The organism is Nocardia shimofusensis NBRC 100134 (assembly GCF_001613125.1).
GTDB classification, from domain to species: domain Bacteria; phylum Actinomycetota; class Actinomycetes; order Mycobacteriales; family Mycobacteriaceae; genus Nocardia; species Nocardia shimofusensis.
This window is the reverse complement of the sequence record NZ_BDBT01000010.1, coordinates 180,627-197,035: the sequence shown is the minus strand read 5'-3', so window position 1 is coordinate 197,035 and position 16,409 is coordinate 180,627. Positions and strand designations below refer to the sequence as shown.

Here is a 16,409-nt window from a genome sequence, read left to right as displayed (position 1 = left end):
CGGGCCCGCGCCCTTGGGTTCGCCGGGCGTTGTCTCGTAGGCTCGCGGGGTGCGAGCACTCGAGCAGATCGACGACTGGCCGGTCCGGCACGCGGCGGCGGGCGTGGTGTCCGGCGCGGCAACGACGTCCCGGGGCGACACCGACCGGGTGTTCGCACTGGCCTCGGTGACCAAGCCGCTGGTCGCGTATGCCGTTCTCGTGGCGATCGAAGAGGGCGCGATCGAGCTCGACCAGCCCGCCGGTCCGCCCGGCGCGACCGTGCGCCATCTCCTCGCCCACGCCTCCGGCCTGGCCTTCGACACCACCGAGGTCTTGGCCGAACCCGGCGCCCGCCGGATCTACTCCAGTTCGGGCTTCGAGGTCCTCGCCGACTTCGTCGCCGAACAATCCGGCATCGCGTTCGACGAATACCTGCGCGAATCCGTTTTCGTGCCACTGGGTATGGCATCCTCCGCGCTGGCCGGCCCGGCGGGGCACGCCTGCCGCTCCACCCTGGACGACCTCCTGCGCTTCGCCGCGGAATTGCTGGACCCCCGGTTGATCTCGCCGCAGACCCTGGCCGAGGCGACCACCGTGCAGTTCCCCGGTCTCAACGGCGTGTTGCCCGGATTCGGCTCTCAGCGCCCCAACGACTGGGGCCTCGGGTTCGAGATCCGTGACGGCAAGTCCCCGCACTGGACCGGAACCACCAACTCCCCGCGTACTTTCGGCCACTTCGGGCAAACCGGAACATTTCTGTGGGTCGACCCGCGACAGGGTCTGGCGTGTTGCGCTCTCGCCGACGAGAATTTCGGCGACTGGGCGCGTGCCGCCTGGCCGCTCCTCAGTGACGCGGTGATCGCCGAAAAGTCAGGGGCCTGAACCGGCGGCGGGTAACTGCCGGGCAACACACGAACCGAGTAACACTCGTAACTCCGTACACTCGAGTACACTCGGGCAACGCCAGCAGCAGACAGGTCGTTGGGGAAGACGTCCCTCGTCTGAGCTGGAGGTGTCAGTGGTGCGCGCATCGAGTCAGTTCGCGGACGCGACGGCGGGTGTGGTCTGGATCCACTCAGCCCCTGCCGCGCTGTGTCCGCACGTCGAATGGGCACTCACCTCGGCGCTCAGCTCGCCCGCCAAGCTCAGGTGGACCACCCAGCCCGTCGACGGCCACCTGCGCGCGTCCAGCGACTGGATCGGCCCTGTCGGTACCGCGGGCCGCATCGCCCGATCCCTGCGCTCCTGGCCGGTTCTGCGCTTCGAAGTCACCGAGGACCCCAGCGACGGCGTCGACGGCGAGCGCTACAGCTTCTCGCCGGTGCTGGGACTGTGGCATGGCGCGGTGAGCGCCAACGGGGATGTCATGGTGGGCGAGAACCGCCTGCGATCGATGCTGCAATCGGCGCGCAGCGAGGGGAAGCGCTCCGGTTACGACCTGGCCGCCGAAATCGACCGGGCGATGGGGACGCCGTGGGACGAGGATCTGGAAGCATTCCGCAGCGGGGACGACGACGCCGTGGGCGCGGAGGTCACCTGGCTGCGCCGCGACGTCGGCTGAGCGCTGCGATCAGATTCAGCGCTGTCACCAGAAGTAGCGCGCCCGCGACTGCGATCCGCGGCCACGAAGAGTCCTCCGCGACAGCGAGATAGGTCGCCCCGGCGATACCTGCTCCGAGGGCGGCGACCAGCAAGCTCGCCACCGTGAACCGGCTACCGTGGAGGCTCCGGCGCCGTTCCCGCCAGCGGGACACCAGGATTCCTACGTTGCCGAGTATCCAGACGACGAACCCGGCGTTGTGCAGCAATTCCATGAGCCCCCCACACCGCAAATCCCTTGGCGGCCGAGGTGAGACACTCTCGAGTTCCGACCGCCGGAATCGCGGTTCGACCAGTATGGCCGGGCCGCGGGAGCGAGGCAATCGTTCGTGGGCGATACCGAACCGCTGTGGTCCGCGAATTCCGGAGTGGGCGCAGAGGGGATCGAACCCCCGACCGCTGGTGTGTAAAACCAGTGCTCTACCGCTGAGCTATACGCCCGTATCCTGCCGGCCGGAACCGGCGGGAACGGTTTATGAATCTAGCGCGGCGAGCGCGTTCTCCCAAGCTCCCTGGTCACGGGGCTCTCCGGGGCCGTTCATCTCCGAGAAGCGGATGATGCCCGCCTTGTCGACGACGAAGGTGCCGCGGTTGGCGATGCCGGTCTTGTCGTTGAAGACGCCGTAGGCCTGAGCGATGGCGCCGTGCGGCCAGAAGTCCGACAGCAGGGGGAAGGTGTAGCCCTGCTCGGCCGCCCAGATCTTGTGAGTGGGCGGGGGGCCGACGGAGATCGCCAGGATCTCGGCGTCGTCGTTCTGGAACTTGGGCAGTTCGTCGCGGACCTTGCACAGCTCGCCCTGGCACACGCCGGTGAAGGCGAGCGGGTAGAACACGATCAGCACGTTCTTGCCGCCCCGGTAGTCCGAGAGGGTGACGGGCTGGTTGTTCTGGTCCTTGAGGGTGAAATCCGGCGCGACGGTGCCGACTTCCAGTGGGCCGACCTCGGCGGGCATACGCGAATCCTCCATCGTGACGGGTTTGCGGCCGGACGGTGGTTACCCACCGTCCGGAGGCAAACCATAGCGAAAAGGGTCAGCGCTGTTTGGAGGGAGCCTTGGGCTGCACGAGGCGGCTGCCGGTCCATCCACCGAGGCTGATGGCCGAGGTCTGGGTCAGGCCGGCCGTAGGAGCCGATTCGGCGATCTCACTCGGGTCCACGTGGCCCGGCTGACCGGTCTTGGGCGTGAGTACCCAGATGAAACCGTCGTCGGCGAGCGGGCTGATGACTTCCATCAGCTCGTCGGCCAGATCGCCGTCACCGTCGCGCCACCACAGCAGCACCGCGTCCACGACCTCGTCGGAATCCTCGTCGACCATCTCGCCGCCGCTGGCTTCCTCTACGGCCGCACGAAGGTCGTCATCTGTGTCCTCGTCCCAGCCGAGCTCTTGGACAACCATGCCGTGTGCAATGCCAAGCTTCTGAGCGTAATTCTGCGCGTCCGCCGCGGCGACCACGGTGGTGTCCTCCTCAATCCCGACAACAGGTAAGTGCAAGCGAACATGGTTATCGGCCTGAGCGCAAGCTGATCGGTCGAAAATGGGGCGAATGTCGCGTCGGGGGGAGCGCCGGAACGGCCTCCGGGGCACCGCCGATCCGGGGCTACGGGCAGGCCTCCCGTACGGTGTTGCGGGCGTTGTTGACCCGCTGGCTCGCGGCGTTGAGCGGGTCGACATTCGCGTGGTAGGACATCTTTCCGGTCTCCTCGGCGAGCTGGCGCGCCGCGTTCACGTACTCGATGAGTTTGCCCGCCAGATCCGGCGGCAATTTGTCGCCGGCGTTGTTCACGCCTGCCTCGACCTTGTTCGCCGCATCCTGGAGAGTCGTCGCGGCGGTGTCGCGCCGGGCGTCGTAGTCGGGGGCGTTCGAGTCGTGGGCTTCGACGAACTCGTTGTAGCGCTGCACGCCGATGCCGCTGGTGTTCGCGAAGGGCGCGCAGTTGTCGGTGATCGCCTGCGCCTGCTCGGCGGCCCGGCGCGAGGACGTGGCGGCGGCCTGCTCGCTCTGGTAGATCGCGACCTCGCCGGTGTTCGGCAACGCGGTGCCGGGAACCTGCTCGCCGCAGGCCACCACCGTCCCGGCGAGGACGGCCAGCGCCGAGCAGGCCAGTCCGATCCGGTGCGGATTCAACAGCTTCATCGTCGTCTCCCCTGCTCACGGTGGCGGCTGCGCATGGTGGCTGATGGAGCCCGGCACGCGAGGTCTGCCGGGGCAACTGGGCGGTAACCCATTTTCTGCAGACGGTACTTGATTTCCGGCTGCCATGATGCTTCGGGACGCACCTTCGGGAAGGATGGAGGGTGCGACCGACCTGGCGCATCGGGCGAATCCGCACACCAGCGGACCCGTCCACGGATTACGAAGCACATCAGCTTTTCCACACCTGCACGAGGAGCAGATTTGACCGACCTCATCGACTCTTCCGTTACGGCGAAATCCACCGGAACAGACGCCGCAGGCTCGAGCGGAGCTCCGGCGCCCGCCACGGGCGAACGCGTGCGGGTGATCCGCGAAGGAGTGGCGTCCTACCTACCCGACATCGACCCCGAGGAGACCGGGGAATGGCTCGAGTCGTTCGACGAGATGCTCGAGCGCGAAGGCCCGCAGCGCGCCCGCTACCTGATGCTGCGCCTGCTCGAGCGCGCCGGTGAGCGCCGCGTCTCGATCCCGGCCCTGACCTCCACCGACTACGTCAACACCATTCCGACCGAGAACGAGCCGTGGTTCCCCGGCGACGAAGAGGTCGAGCGCCGCTACCGCGCCTTCATCCGCTGGAACGCCGCGATCATGGTGCATCGCGGGCAGCGGCCCGGCATCGGCGTCGGCGGCCACATCTCCACGTACGCGTCCTCGGCCGCGCTGTACGAGGTGGGCTTCAACCACTTCTTCCGTGGTAAGGATCACTCCGGCGGCGGCGATCAGATCTTCATCCAGGGCCACGCCTCGCCGGGCATCTACGCCCGCGCCTTCCTCGAGGGCAGGCTCAGCACCGACCAGCTCGACGGTTTCCGGCAGGAGTACAGCCACGGCGGTCTCGGCCGCGGCCTGCCGTCCTACCCGCATCCGCGACTGCTGAACAACTTCTGGGAATTCCCGACCGTGTCCATGGGCCTGGGCCCGATGAACGCGATCTACCAGGCGAGGTTCAACCACTACCTGCACGACCGCGGCCTCAAGGACACCTCCGATCAGCACGTGTGGGCGTTCCTCGGCGACGGCGAGATGGACGAGCCGGAGTCGCGCGGCCTGGCGCACGTGGCGGCCATGGAGGGTCTGGACAACCTGACCTTCGTGGTGAACTGCAACCTGCAGCGCCTCGACGGGCCCGTCCGCGGCAACGGCAAGATCATCCAGGAACTCGAGTCGTTCTTCCGCGGCGCGGGCTGGAACGTCATCAAGGTGATCTGGGGCCGCGAGTGGGATCAGCTGCTCGGCGCCGACCGCGACGGCGCGCTGGTGAACCTGATGAACAGCACGCCCGACGGTGACTACCAGACCTACAAGGCCAACGACGGCGCCTACGTGCGCGACCACTTCTTCGGCCGGGACCCGCGCACCAAGGCGCTGGTGCAGAACATGTCCGACCAGGAGATCTGGAACCTCAAGCGCGGCGGCCACGACTACCGCAAGGTGTACGCGGCGTACGCGGCGGCGATGGCGCACAAGGGTCAGCCGACGGTGATCCTGGCCAAGACGATCAAGGGCTACACCCTCGGCAAGCACTTCGAGGGTCGCAACGCGACGCATCAGATGAAGAAGCTGACGTTGCAGGACCTCAAGGACTTCCGCGATGTGCAGCGCATCCCGATCAGCGACGCGGAGCTGGAGAAGGATCCGTACCTGCCGCCGTACTACCACCCCGGCATGGAGGCCCGCGAGATCCAGTACATGCTCGACCGGCGCCGGGCGCTCGGCGGATTCCTGCCCGAACGGCGCAGCACCGCAAAGCCTTTGACCCTGCCCGGCGACGAGGCCTACAAGTCGGTGCGCAAGGGCTCGGGCAAGCAGAACGTGGCGACCACGATGGCGCTGGTGCGGCTGATGAAGGAACTGCTGCGTGACAAGGAGATCGGCAAGCGCATCGTGCCGATCATCCCCGACGAGGCCCGCACCTTCGGCATGGACTCGTGGTTCCCCTCGTTGAAGATCTACAACCGCAACGGGCAGCTGTACACCTCGGTGGACGCCGAACTGATGCTCGCCTACAAGGAGAGCGCCGTCGGCCAGATCCTGCACGAGGGCATCAACGAAGCGGGTTCGACGGCATCGTTCACCGCCGTGGGCACGTCCTACGCCACCCATGGCGAGCCGATGATCCCGCTCTACATCTTCTATTCGATGTTCGGTTTCCAGCGCACCGGCGACGGTCTGTGGGCGGCGGCCGATCAGCTGGCCCGCGGCTTCGTGCTCGGCGCGACCGCGGGACGGACCACGCTGACCGGTGAGGGTCTGCAGCACAACGACGGTCACTCACTCCTGCTGGCCTCCACCAATCCCGCAGTGGTGACCTACGATCCGGCGTTCGCCTTCGAGATCGCCCACATCGTGCGCGACGGCCTGCGACGGATGTACGGCGGCGGCAAACCTGCCGAGCATGCGGGGGCGCTGCCCGGCACCGAACCGATGGAGCGGCCGGAGGACACCTTCGGCGGCGAGGACGTCTTCTACTACATCACCCTCTACAACGAGCCCTATCAGCAGCCGGCCGAGCCCGAGGACCTGGATGTGGCGGGGCTGTTGAAGGGCCTCTACCGCTACCGGGCGGGCGGCGAGGGCGATGTGCGCGCCCAGATCCTGGTCTCCGGCGTGACGGTGCCCGACGGTCTGCGAGCGCAGGCGCTGCTGGCCGAGGAATGGGGTGTGCAGGCCGATGTGTGGTCGGTGACCTCGTGGGGTGAGCTGCGCAAGGAGGCGCTGCTCGCGGAGATCGCCGCGCTGCGCGATCCGGGCGCCGAGCCCGCGGTGCCGTATGTGACCGAGGCGCTGTCGCAGGCGAGCGGTCCGTTCGTCGCGGCCACCGACTGGATGCGGGCGGTGCCCGATCAGGTGCGCCAGTGGGTGCCCGGTGAGTTCATCACCCTCGGCACCGACGGTTTCGGCTTCTCCGACACCCGTCCGGCCGCGCGCAGGCGGTTCAACGTCGACGCGCAATCCATCGTGGTGGCGGTGCTGATCGGGCTGGCGAACGCGGGCCGGATCGACCGGTCCGCGGCCGTCGAAGCGGCACGCAAGTACCGCATCGCGGACGTGGATGCCGCGCCGAAGCCTGCCGTGAGTTCGGACGAAGATCTGGCATAGCGCAACATTGGATGGTGGACCGTAAACCGCCGCGGCCGAGACGGATCTCCGAAGGCTCTTCCGAGCACGAGGTGTATCTGCCGACGGGCGCGCTCTCACCGAACCGCCAGACCCGTGACCCGCTGCCGGACACGCTGCTCAAAAGGGTGAAGCAGTTCTCCGGGCGGCTGTCCACCGAGGCGGTGGGCTCGATGCAGGATCGGTTGCCGTTCTTCGCCGATCTGGACGCCGCGCAGCGCGCGGGCGTGCAGATGCTGGTGCAGACCGCGGTGGTGAACTTCCTGGAGTGGTTGCAGGACCCGGACAGCGACATCCGGTTCAGCCTGGACACCTTCCAGGTGATTCCGCAGGATCTGGCGCGGCGGCTGACGCTGCGCCAGACCGTGGACATGGTCCGGGTGGCCATGGAGTTCTTCGAGCAGTGGCTGCCCGCGCTGGCGCGCAACGATCGTCAGCTGGTCGCGCTCACCGAGGCGGTGCTGCGATACGGGCGTGAGCTCGGATTCGCCGCCGCCTCGGTGTACGCCAGCGCCGCCGAATCGCGCGGCGCCTGGGACACCCGTCTGGAGGCGCTGGTCGTCGACGCCGTGGTGCGCGGCGACACGGGTCCGGACATGCTCTCGCGTGCCGCCACGTTGAACTGGGACGCCACGGCGCCCGCCACCGTGCTGGTCGGCACGCCTCCCGGGGGACACGGTGTGTCCGCGGTGGGCGCGGTGCACAACATCGCCGCCAGGCACGGTCGCGCCGCGCTGGCGGTGGTGCAGGGGGCGCGCCTGGTGATGGTCGTCAGCGGTCATCTCGGCGACAACAATGCCGGGCCGTTCGTGGCGGACCTGCTGGCCGAGGTGTTCTCCGACGGTCCTGTGGTGATCGGTCCGACCATGCGCACGCTCGGCGCGGCGCACACCAGCGCGGTGGAGGCACTGGCCGGCATGGAGGCCGTCGTGGGCTGGCGCGGCGCGCCGCGCCCGGTGCACGCGGCCGAACTGTTACCCGAGCGTGTGTTGCTCGGCGACAGAGGTGCGGTGGACGCGTTGAACGAGTATGTTGTGCTCCCGTTGGAGGCTGCCGGTTCGGCGCTGGCCGACACCCTCGATGCCTATCTCGACTGCGGTGGAGCCGTCGAGACGTGTGCGCGCCAGCTGTACGTACATCCAAATACGGTCCGGTATCGGTTGAAGCGAATCGCCGAAGTCACCGGGCGAGATCCGCTCAATGCGCGGGACGCGTACGTACTCAGGATCGCGGCCACCATGGGTCGCTTGACACGAACGCGTAACGAAACATCACAATCCGCACCAGAAACCTCTGTGGAAACACACGATTCCGAAGGGTTGTAACGCGCGGCATCGACTGTCCGATCCGGCCGGTCCACGTGGGTTTTTGTGGGACCCCCACAAAAGCGGTCCGAAAGCTTCATTCGCACCGACATCTCTTGCGGCGGGGCTCACAGTGTTTTCTTAGAGACGTGATCGCGTTGTTCGCCCCTGGACAGGGGTCCCAGACTCCCGGCATGCTCGCCCCCTGGCTCGACCTCCCCGGTGCGAGTGATCGCCTCGCCCTATGGTCGAAGGCCGCAGGCCTCGATCTGGTCCGTCTCGGCACCACCGCGACGGCCGAGGAGATCGTCGACACCGCGGTGACCCAGCCGCTGGTGGTGGCGGCCGCGCTGCTCGCCTACACAGAACTCGCCGCGGGTGAGAACGAGACGGATCCGATTCCTGCCGATACGATCGTGGCCGGGCATTCGGTCGGCGAGTTCGCCGCCGCCGCGGTCGCCGGGGTCATCACCCCTGACGAGGCCGTCACTCTCGCCGCTATCCGCGGTGCGGAGATGGCGAAGGCGTGCGCGCTGGAACCGACCGGCATGTCCGCTGTGCTCGGCGGCGACGAGGCCGTCGTACTGGCTCGCCTTGCCGAGCTCGATCTGGTGCCGGCCAACCGCAACGCGGTCGGCCAGATCGTGGCGGCAGGCACGCTGGACGCGCTGGCCGAACTGGCGTCGAATCCGCCGGAGAAGGCACGGGTGCGGGCGCTGCCGGTGGCGGGTGCCTTCCACACCGCCTTCATGGCTCCGGCTCAGGACGCGGTGGCCGAGGCCATCGCGCGGATCACGCCCGGTGAGCCCACCCGGACCCTGCTGTCGAACTTCGACGGCAAGCCGGTGGCTTCGGGGCGCGACGCGATCGAGAAGCTCGCCGCTCAGGTCACCCGGCCCGTGCGCTGGGATCTGTGCTCCGAGACGGTCCGCGCCGCCGGTGTCTCGGCGGTGGCGGAACTGCCGCCCGCGGGGACGCTGGTCGGCATCGCCAAACGAGAGCTGAAGGGCACGCCGACGCTGGCGTTGAAAACCCCCGAGGACCTCCCCGCGTTCACCGCGCTGGGGCACTCCGGCTAGCTTTCCACCGCGACCGTGCGCCGTAATGACGCCCGGTTGTGACCGAATCGCCGGTAACCTCCGGCGGTCGCGGTCCGAAAAACCACATAGAAACCCCCCGAACAGAAATCCCCTCCGGGGGGACAAGCCCTACCCAGAAACAAGAAGGGAGCCACGAAGTGGCCGCTCTGACCCAGGAACAAATCGTCGAGGAACTCGGCAGGATCATCGAAGAGGTTACGGGTATCGAACCGTCCGAGGTGACCGTCGAGAAGTCCTTCGTCGATGACCTGGACATCGACTCGCTGTCCATGGTCGAGATCGCTGTGCAGACCGAGGACAAGTACGGCGTGAAGATCCCCGACGAGGATCTGGCCAGCTTGAAGACGGTCGGAGACGCTGTCTCCTACATCCAGAAGCTCGAGGCCGAGAACGCTGACGCGGCCGCGGAGCTCAAGGCCAAGTTCGACGGCGAGTAGGGCCGAAACAGTGACCACTCCTTCCACCTTGAATGGGAATTTCCCCAACGTCGTCGTGACGAGCATGGCGGCTACCACGTCGATCGCGGGCGACGTCGATGCGACGTGGAAGGGACTCCTCAACGGCGAGAGCGGTATCGACGTTCTCGAGGATTCCTTCATCGAGGAATACGACCTTCCGGTCCGCATCGGCGGACACCTGAAGGTGAACCCCGACACCCTGCTCACCAGGGTTGAAATCCGTCGCATGGCTTATGTCGAGCGACTCGCGACCGTGATGGGTCGCGAGGTGTGGAAGAACGCGGGCAGCCCCGAGGTCGATCCCGACCGCCTGGCTGTCGCGATCGGCACCGGACTCGGTGGCGGCGACGCGCTGATCGACTCGGTCGACAAGCTGAAGAACGGTGGCTATCGCAAGATCTCGCCGCTGGCTGTTCAGATGGTCATGCCGAACGGTCCGTCGGCCTGCGTCGGACTCGAGTTGAAGGCCAAGGCAGGAGTGGTCACTCCGGTCTCGGCGTGTTCGTCCGGTTCGGAAGCCATCGCGAACGCGTGGCGGATGATCGTGATGGGTGACGCCGACATCGTCGTCACCGGCGGCGTCGAGGGTTACATCGACGCCTTGCCGATCGCCGCGTTCTCCATGATGCGTGCCACGAGCACCCGCAACCACGATCCGAAGGGGGCCTCACGGCCGTTCGACAAGGATCGTGACGGCTTCGTCTTCGGTGAGGCGGGCGCCCTGATGGTGCTCGAGACCGAGGAACACGCGAAGGCACGCGGCGCGACCATCCACGCCCGTCTGCTGGGCGCGGGTATCACCTCCGACGGCTACCACCTGGTCGCCCCCGATCCGGAGGGCACCGGCGCCGCCCGCGCGATGACCCGCGCGATGCAGACCGCGGGCCTGTCCAAGCAGGACATCACCCACATCAACGCGCACGCCACGGCCACCCCTGTCGGTGACACGGCCGAGGCGAACGCGATCCATAAAGCTGTGGGCACTCACGCCTCGGTGTACGCGCCCAAGTCGGCGCTGGGTCACTCGATCGGCGCGGTCGGCGCGCTCGAGTCGATCCTCACCGTGATGAGCATCCGCGACGGCATCGTGCCGCCGACCTTGAACCTGGACAACCAGGATCCGGAGATCGATCTCGATGTGGTGAAGGGCGAAGCTCGCCAGCAGAACATCGAATACGCGATCAATAATTCGTTCGGTTTCGGTGGGCACAATGTTGCCCTCGCCTTCGGTCGCGCATAGCCGCTCGACCGATTTGCTCGACGATCCCCGGTGGGGTCGGCCCTGTCAGCGGCCTCGACCCCACCGGGTTTTTCGAATCCACCGGTCTTTCGACCATGCAGCCGCGATCAGCGGCACACATTCTTTCGATGAGGAGAAAACGCGATGACGATCATGGCACCCGCGTTGACACCGGACACAGCGACCGACCCTCGTGACCCGATGGGCCGGCTCCAGCGGTTCTTCGATCCCGGAACGGTTCTACCGCTGCACCCGCGTGACAAGTCCGGCGTGCTCGCCGCGATCGGCGAGGTGGACGGCGTTCGCACCGTGGCCTATTGCTCCGACGCGATGGTCATGGGCGGCGCGATGGGCGTGGAGGGCTGCAAGCACATCGTCGACGCGATCGACACCGCCATCGACTCCGGCGTCCCGGTGGTCGGTCTCTGGCATTCCGGCGGCGCCCGGCTCGCCGAGGGTGTCGAGGCGCTGCACGCGGTCGGCCTGGTCTTCGAGGCCATGGTCCGCGCGTCCGGCCTGGTCCCGCAGATCTCGGTGGTGCTCGGCTTCGCCGCCGGCGGCGCGGCCTACGGCCCGGCGCTGACCGACGTCGTCATCATGGCGCCGGAGGGCCGGATCTTCGTGACCGGTCCCGACGTGGTCCGTTCGGTCACCGGTGAGCAGGTCGACATGGCCACCCTGGGCGGCCCGGAGACCCACGGCAAGAAGTCCGGCGTGTGCCACATCGTGGCCGACGACGAGGCCGACGCCATGCACCGCGCCCGCAAGCTGGTGTCGATGTTCGCCGAGCAGGGCGAGTTCGACATGATGGCCGCCGAGCACGGCAACGTCGACCTGAAGGCGATGCTGCCCGCCTCGGCCAAGCGCGCCTACGACGTGAAGCCGCTGGTGCACGAACTGCTCGACAATGTCGACGGCGAGTCCTCGTTCGAGGAGCTGCAGGCCGGTTACGCGCGCAGCATGGTGGTCGGTCTCGGTCGCCTCGGCGGGCGCACCGTCGGCGTGCTGGCCAACAACCCGCTGCGCCTCGGTGGCTGCCTGAACTCCGAGAGCGCCGAGAAGGCCTCCCGCTTCGTGCGACTGTGCGACGCGTTCGGCATCCCGCTGATCGTCGTCACCGACGTGCCCGGCTACCTGCCCGGCGTCGGTCAGGAGTGGGACGGCGTGGTCCGCCGCGGCGCCAAGCTGCTGCACGCCTTCGCCGAGGCCCGTGTCCCGCGCGTCACCCTGGTGACCCGCAAGATCTACGGCGGCGCCTACATCGCCATGAACGCCCGTTCTCTGGGCGCGACCGCGGTCTACGCCTGGCCGGACTCCGAGGTGGCCGTGATGGGCGCCAAGGCGGCGGTCGGCATCCTCCACAAGAAGGCACTCGCGGCCGCGCCGGAGGAAGAGCGCGAGGCGCTGCACGAGCGTCTGACGGCCGAGCACGAGAAGATCGCGGGCGGCGTGGAACGCGCCCTGGCGATCGGCGTGGTGGACGAGGTCATCGACCCGGCCAAGACCCGCAGCGTCATCGCCGCCGCACTGGCCGCCGCGCCCTCGCGCCCCAGCCACCACAAGAACATCCCGCTGTGACGCGTGGATTCGTGACGCTCAGATCAGGGCTGTGAGCTGAGCCGAAGCGAATCCCAGTGGTACCGCGAACGGCCCCGGAAGCGATTCCGGGGCCGTTCGCTTTTTCACCGTCCGCGGCGCGCGGGGGCCTGGGTAGCATCGGGTGATGCGTTATGAGGAGCTTGCCGACGAGCCGTGTTCGATCACGCGGCCGCTGGTGGTTCTCGGGGATCGCTGGACCCTGGTGATTTTGAAGTTCGCCTTCGCGGGGGTGCGCCGGTTCAACGCTTTCCAGAGCGCCCTGGGCATCTCCCGTGGCCGGCTGCAGGATCGGCTGGACCGGCTCGTCGAGCACGGCATCCTGGTCAAGCAGAAGATCGAGGGCGGAGCCTACGAGGAATACCGGCTGACCCCGAAGGGCCACGACATCTACCCGATCCTCATGGCGATTCGCGCGTGGGGCGATACCTATATGGCGCCGGAAGGTCCGCCGGTGCGCTACCGCCATCGGGACTGTCCGGGCGAGGCCAGGATCGAATTGGCATGCGACGAGTGCGGTGAGCAGATCAGCGCGCGCGACATCGTCCCGGAACTCGGTCCCGGCCTCCTGCGCGAACAACCCGTCGATTGACCGCGCCGCGCGAGCCGGTCGCGCGGGGCGGTCGATGTTCTCGGCAGGACTCAGCTGACGAAGGTGACGGCCTCGTCGAGATCCCCACGATGGGTGCGGAACGAATTCACCGGATGCTCGGTGTCGGGGTAGCCGAAGCTGATGCCCGCGACCACCTGGCGGTGTTCGGGAATCCCGAAGTGGCTGTGCAGGAACGGTGAGTAGCTCGCCAGCGCCGCCTGTGGGGCCGCGCCGAGGCCGAGGCTCTGGGCGGCCAGCAGGAAGGTGTTGATGTAGAGGCCGCAGTCCACCGCGCCGTAGATGCCGAGTTCGGCCTCGGTGGTGACGATCGCGACGTGCGGGGCGTCGAAGAGCTCGAAATTGCGCATCATCTGGCGCATCGACCCGGCGTTGTCGCCCTTCTCGATGCCGACGGCGGTGTAGAGCTGCTTGCCGCATTCGCGCCTGCGGTCTTTGTAGACCCCGTGGTAGGTGCCGGGAAAGGTCAGGTCGGGGGCGGGTGCGGCGGTCTGGATGTGGTCGAGCAGTTCCTTGCGGAACCGGTCGGTGGCCGCGGAGTCGGTGACCACGGCGTGCCAGGGCTGGGTGTTGCACCACGAAGGGGTGCGCTGAGCCATCCGCAGCAGGGTCTCGATCGTCTCGCGCGGCACCGGGTCGGAGCGGAACTGCCTGCAGGTGTACCGCTGGTCGAGAATCCGGGACAGCGCCGTCTGCTCGGCGGTCTGCGCACTGGTCGGGGTCATGAACCCGCCTCCTTGAAATGGTTCTATTTCGAGACCGATGCTAGCTGCTGAACGGCGTCGGGGGAACCTCAAGTGCTGCGGCGACTCGCCCGGGGGTCCGCCGCCTCCATCCGGCGGCTCCGTCGGGGCACAATCAGCAGATGGGCTCCCCGGCCCGCGACGCGGACGACCGGAAACGGCACGGCAGGCACTACACGCCGCCCGAACTCGCCGACTTCCTGGCGCGCCGAGTCCTCGCGCATCTCCCGCACCCGGGTCCGGACGGCACGCTGCGTGTGCTCGACCCCGCCTGCGGCGACGGCGAACTGCTGCTCGCACTGCATCGTGCCGCCGCGCGCACCTCGCCCGGACTCCGGTTCGCCGCCATCGGCTACGACCTCGACCAGGAGGCGCTCGACCGCGCTCGGGCCCGCGCCGCCGACGAAGACGTCGACGCCGACTGGCACGGCGGCGATTTCCTCACCGCGGCGGCTGGTCTGGCGGAGCGGCGCTTCGACGCGATCATCACCAATCCGCCGTACGTCCGTGTCCAGCGACTCGGCGCGGAGACCGCCCGGCTGCTCAGCCGGGAGTTCGGACTGCGGGGTCGCATCGACCTGACCCACCCGTTCGTCGCCCTCGCCCCACGCCTGCTGCGGACCGGCGGCGTGCTCGGACTGCTGTGCGCCAATCGCTTCCTGACCACCAAGGCGGGGGCCAACATTCGCGCCGTGCTGTCGCGCGACCTGCCGCCGGTGGAGATCTACGACCTGGGCGACACCAAGCTCTTCGCCGCCGCCGTCCTGCCCGCGGTCACGATCGCCGTGCATGCCGGGACGGGCGCGTCCTGCCGGCACGTCTCCGCCTGCCGGCATGTCTCCGCCTACGAGGCCCCGCACGCACACCCGTCGAGCACCGCCGACCTGTTCGACGCGCTGCTCGCCGACGCCCCGTCGCTGGTGGCCCGCAACGGACGCACCTACGCGATCGAGGTGGGCACCCTCGCGGCAGGCACGCCCGTGCGACCGAATCCGTCGACGCGCTCGCCGGATCGGCCCGCGGCTACCGAGAGTTCGTGGCGGATGTCGTCCCCGGACCGGGAGGCCTGGCTCGCCGAGGTCGCCGACCGGACCTGGCGGACATTCGGGGAGCTGGCACCGGTGCGGGTGGGCGTCAAGACCAATGCCGACGAGGTGTTCATCGCCGAGGACTGGGAGCGCCGCACGCCGTGCCCGGAGCCGGAGCTGCTGCGGGCCCTGCTCACCCACCGCGACCTGCGGCCCTGGCGGGTGGAGCGAGCGGCGAACACCCGTGTGCTGTACCCCTACGACGTGACGGCCGCGCAGCGCACACCCGTCGACCTCGACGACTTTCCCTCCGCGGCGACGTATCTGCGGTCCCATCGCGCCAGACTGGCGGCGCGCACCTATCTCACCGGCGGTGGCAGGCGCTGGTTCGAGATCTGGGTGCCGCAACGGCCAGACCGGTGGCGGGCGCCGAAGATCGTCTTTCCCGATATCAGCGAGCGAGCGCGCTTCGCACTGGATCGATCGGGCGCGGTCGTCAACGGGGACTGCTACTGGATCTCGCTGGCCGACCTCGACGGTTCCGCGTGTGCGGCCGAATACGTGGCCCAGCTGCTGATGGGGGTCGCGAATTCGGCGCTGGGCCTGCGGTTCTACGACACCGTCTGCGGCAACCGGCTGTATTCGGGCAGGCGGCGGTGGATCACGCAGTACGTCTCGCGGCTACCGCTGCCCGATCCGAACGGCGAACCGGCCCGCCGGATCGCGGCACTGGTCGCCGATCTGGTCGACGGCAGTCGCGAAGCCGACGATTCCGCCGGTCAGTTGCTCGACGAGCTGGTCGCCACCGCGTTCGGTGTCGGCTGAGCATTCGACACACCCACCATGGGCAGCAGAGTGCGGCGGGCGAAATCGCGGCCGGCCTCGGCATCGGCGAGCGGGATCAGACCGTCCGGGGTCAGCGCCAGCGACAGCGCCAGTCGGGCCATCACCTCCGCGACCAGGTCGGCGTCGAAGTCGACATCGCGGGGACGCAGTTCGCGCAGCTTCTCCGCCAGATAGACGCGGCCGACGGCCAGTACCGGACCGGCCTCGGTGGTCAGGCGCGGCAGGATCAGATCGGGTTCGGTGCGTAGCAGCCTGCGCAGCAGTTCGTTGCCCGCGATGGCGGTGATGAAGGCGACGAAGATCTCCACCAATCGGTCCTCGCCACCGTCGACGGTCTGGACCCGTTTGTCGATGTACTCGACGAACCGCTGTGCCTCGCGGACGCTGACCGCCTCCACCAGATCGTTCTTCGATTCGAAACGTCGATACAGCGTGGCGGGGCTGATGCCTGCCCGCCGCGCGATCTCGCCCATGCTGGTGCGCTTGATGCCGAAATCCAGAAACGCCGAGAGCGCGCTCTCGAGCAGCTTCTCCCCGTCGGCGACGGGTTTGTCGAGAATGCGCTGGAGCATGGGGGGTACGGCAGGCATT

16 protein-coding genes and 1 tRNA gene are annotated in these 16,409 nt (G+C 68.0%); 10 read left to right on the top strand and 7 right to left on the bottom strand.

Translation table 11 applies throughout. The annotated features are described in order from the left end of the window. Positions 1 to 49 precede the first annotated feature (49 nt). Both NS3_RS13940 and NS3_RS13935 read left to right on the top strand, forming a co-directional pair. The gene (locus NS3_RS13940) at positions 50 to 862 is read left to right on the top strand and encodes a serine hydrolase domain-containing protein (protein WP_067859355.1); all 813 of its coding nucleotides are present in this window, start codon (positions 50 to 52) and stop codon (positions 860 to 862) included. A gap of 139 nt (positions 863 to 1,001) precedes the next feature. Further along, complete coding sequence (locus tag NS3_RS13935; protein ID WP_067859534.1) at positions 1,002 to 1,541, top strand: DUF3145 domain-containing protein; 540 nt, start codon at positions 1,002 to 1,004, stop codon at positions 1,539 to 1,541. Here NS3_RS13935 and NS3_RS13930 read toward each other — a convergent pair. From NS3_RS13930 to NS3_RS13910, 5 genes are all read right to left on the bottom strand, one after another. Beyond that, a complete protein-coding gene (locus NS3_RS13930) occupies positions 1,513 to 1,794 on the bottom strand; it encodes a hypothetical protein (RefSeq protein WP_067859352.1) in 282 nt (93 codons plus the stop codon). The two genes, NS3_RS13935 and NS3_RS13930, sit on opposite strands and share 29 nt — an antisense overlap. Before the next feature lie 154 nt (positions 1,795 to 1,948). Then, positions 1,949 to 2,020: transfer RNA gene (locus tag NS3_RS13925), tRNA-Val, on the bottom strand. Between the two features lie 32 nt (positions 2,021 to 2,052). Beyond that, positions 2,053 to 2,532 carry a peroxiredoxin gene (locus NS3_RS13920; RefSeq protein WP_067859532.1) on the bottom strand — a complete coding sequence of 160 codons (480 nt, stop codon included), beginning with the start codon at positions 2,530 to 2,532 and terminating at the stop codon, positions 2,053 to 2,055. Positions 2,533 to 2,611: 79 nt separating this feature from the next. Continuing rightward, positions 2,612 to 3,034 carry a DUF3052 domain-containing protein gene (locus NS3_RS13915; RefSeq protein ID WP_067859530.1) on the bottom strand — a complete coding sequence of 141 codons (423 nt, stop codon included), beginning with the start codon at positions 3,032 to 3,034 and terminating at the stop codon, positions 2,612 to 2,614. 145 nt (positions 3,035 to 3,179) lie between these two features. After that, positions 3,180 to 3,716: an Rv2240c family protein gene (locus NS3_RS13910; RefSeq protein WP_067859349.1), complete on the bottom strand. Its 537-nt coding sequence runs from the start codon at positions 3,714 to 3,716 to the stop codon at positions 3,180 to 3,182. Between the two features lie 261 nt (positions 3,717 to 3,977). Between NS3_RS13910 and aceE the strand changes: the two genes are divergently transcribed. The 7 genes from aceE (at position 3,978) to NS3_RS13875 (ending at position 13,183) form a co-directional block, all read left to right on the top strand. Beyond that, positions 3,978 to 6,875, top strand: coding sequence for a pyruvate dehydrogenase (acetyl-transferring), homodimeric type (gene aceE / locus NS3_RS13905; RefSeq protein ID WP_067859346.1), 2,898 nt, complete (start codon positions 3,978 to 3,980; stop codon positions 6,873 to 6,875). Positions 6,876 to 6,886: 11 nt separating this feature from the next. Then, on the top strand, positions 6,887 to 8,218 hold the full coding sequence (locus NS3_RS13900; RefSeq protein ID WP_067859343.1) for a PucR family transcriptional regulator: 1,332 nt from the start codon (positions 6,887 to 6,889) through the stop codon (positions 8,216 to 8,218). 128 nt (positions 8,219 to 8,346) lie between these two features. Then, on the top strand, positions 8,347 to 9,276 hold the full coding sequence (locus NS3_RS13895) for an ACP S-malonyltransferase (RefSeq protein WP_067859340.1): 930 nt from the start codon (positions 8,347 to 8,349) through the stop codon (positions 9,274 to 9,276). 158 nt (positions 9,277 to 9,434) lie between these two features. Next, positions 9,435 to 9,734: a meromycolate extension acyl carrier protein AcpM gene (acpM, locus tag NS3_RS13890; protein ID WP_040795229.1), complete on the top strand. Its 300-nt coding sequence runs from the start codon at positions 9,435 to 9,437 to the stop codon at positions 9,732 to 9,734. A gap of 10 nt (positions 9,735 to 9,744) precedes the next feature. After that, a complete protein-coding gene (locus tag NS3_RS13885; protein ID WP_067859337.1) occupies positions 9,745 to 10,995 on the top strand; it encodes a KasA/KasB family beta-ketoacyl-ACP synthase in 1,251 nt (416 codons plus the stop codon). A gap of 144 nt (positions 10,996 to 11,139) precedes the next feature. Continuing rightward, positions 11,140 to 12,573, top strand: coding sequence for an acyl-CoA carboxylase subunit beta (locus NS3_RS13880; protein ID WP_067859334.1), 1,434 nt, complete (start codon positions 11,140 to 11,142; stop codon positions 12,571 to 12,573). A gap of 145 nt (positions 12,574 to 12,718) precedes the next feature. Further along, on the top strand, positions 12,719 to 13,183 hold the full coding sequence (locus NS3_RS13875) for a winged helix-turn-helix transcriptional regulator (protein ID WP_067859332.1): 465 nt from the start codon (positions 12,719 to 12,721) through the stop codon (positions 13,181 to 13,183). Between the two features lie 50 nt (positions 13,184 to 13,233). Here NS3_RS13875 and NS3_RS13870 read toward each other — a convergent pair whose 3' ends face one another. Next, on the bottom strand, positions 13,234 to 13,926 hold the full coding sequence (locus tag NS3_RS13870; protein ID WP_067859330.1) for a nitroreductase: 693 nt from the start codon (positions 13,924 to 13,926) through the stop codon (positions 13,234 to 13,236). Positions 13,927 to 14,066: 140 nt separating this feature from the next. Between NS3_RS13870 and NS3_RS13865 the strand changes: the two genes are divergently transcribed. Beyond that, positions 14,067 to 15,797 (top strand): Eco57I restriction-modification methylase domain-containing protein, encoded by a 1,731-nt coding sequence (locus NS3_RS13865; protein ID WP_067859328.1) that lies wholly within the window; start codon positions 14,067 to 14,069, stop codon positions 15,795 to 15,797. On the opposite strand, the gene NS3_RS13860 is transcribed toward NS3_RS13865, so the two are convergent. Then, on the bottom strand, positions 15,752 to 16,408 hold the full coding sequence (locus tag NS3_RS13860) for a TetR/AcrR family transcriptional regulator (protein WP_067859326.1): 657 nt from the start codon (positions 16,406 to 16,408) through the stop codon (positions 15,752 to 15,754). The genes NS3_RS13865 and NS3_RS13860 overlap by 46 nt on opposite strands. Position 16,409: the final 1 nt, after the last annotated feature.

Coding starts and splice junctions, on each gene's coding strand:
- NS3_RS13930 (WP_067859352.1), bottom strand. CDS start 1,794: ATGGAATTGCTGCACAACGCCGGGTTCGTCGTCTGGATACTCGGCAAC.
- NS3_RS13920 (WP_067859532.1), bottom strand. CDS start 2,532: ATGCCCGCCGAGGTCGGCCCACTGGAAGTCGGCACCGTCGCGCCGGAT.
- NS3_RS13910 (WP_067859349.1), bottom strand. CDS start 3,716: ATGAAGCTGTTGAATCCGCACCGGATCGGACTGGCCTGCTCGGCGCTG.
- NS3_RS13900 (WP_067859343.1), top strand. CDS start 6,887: ATGGTGGACCGTAAACCGCCGCGGCCGAGACGGATCTCCGAAGGCTCT.
- NS3_RS13880 (WP_067859334.1), top strand. CDS start 11,140: ATGACGATCATGGCACCCGCGTTGACACCGGACACAGCGACCGACCCT.
- NS3_RS13875 (WP_067859332.1), top strand. CDS start 12,719: ATGCGTTATGAGGAGCTTGCCGACGAGCCGTGTTCGATCACGCGGCCG.
- NS3_RS13870 (WP_067859330.1), bottom strand. CDS start 13,926: ATGACCCCGACCAGTGCGCAGACCGCCGAGCAGACGGCGCTGTCCCGG.
- NS3_RS13865 (WP_067859328.1), top strand. CDS start 14,067: ATGGGCTCCCCGGCCCGCGACGCGGACGACCGGAAACGGCACGGCAGG.
- NS3_RS13860 (WP_067859326.1), bottom strand. CDS start 16,408: ATGCCTGCCGTACCCCCCATGCTCCAGCGCATTCTCGACAAACCCGTC.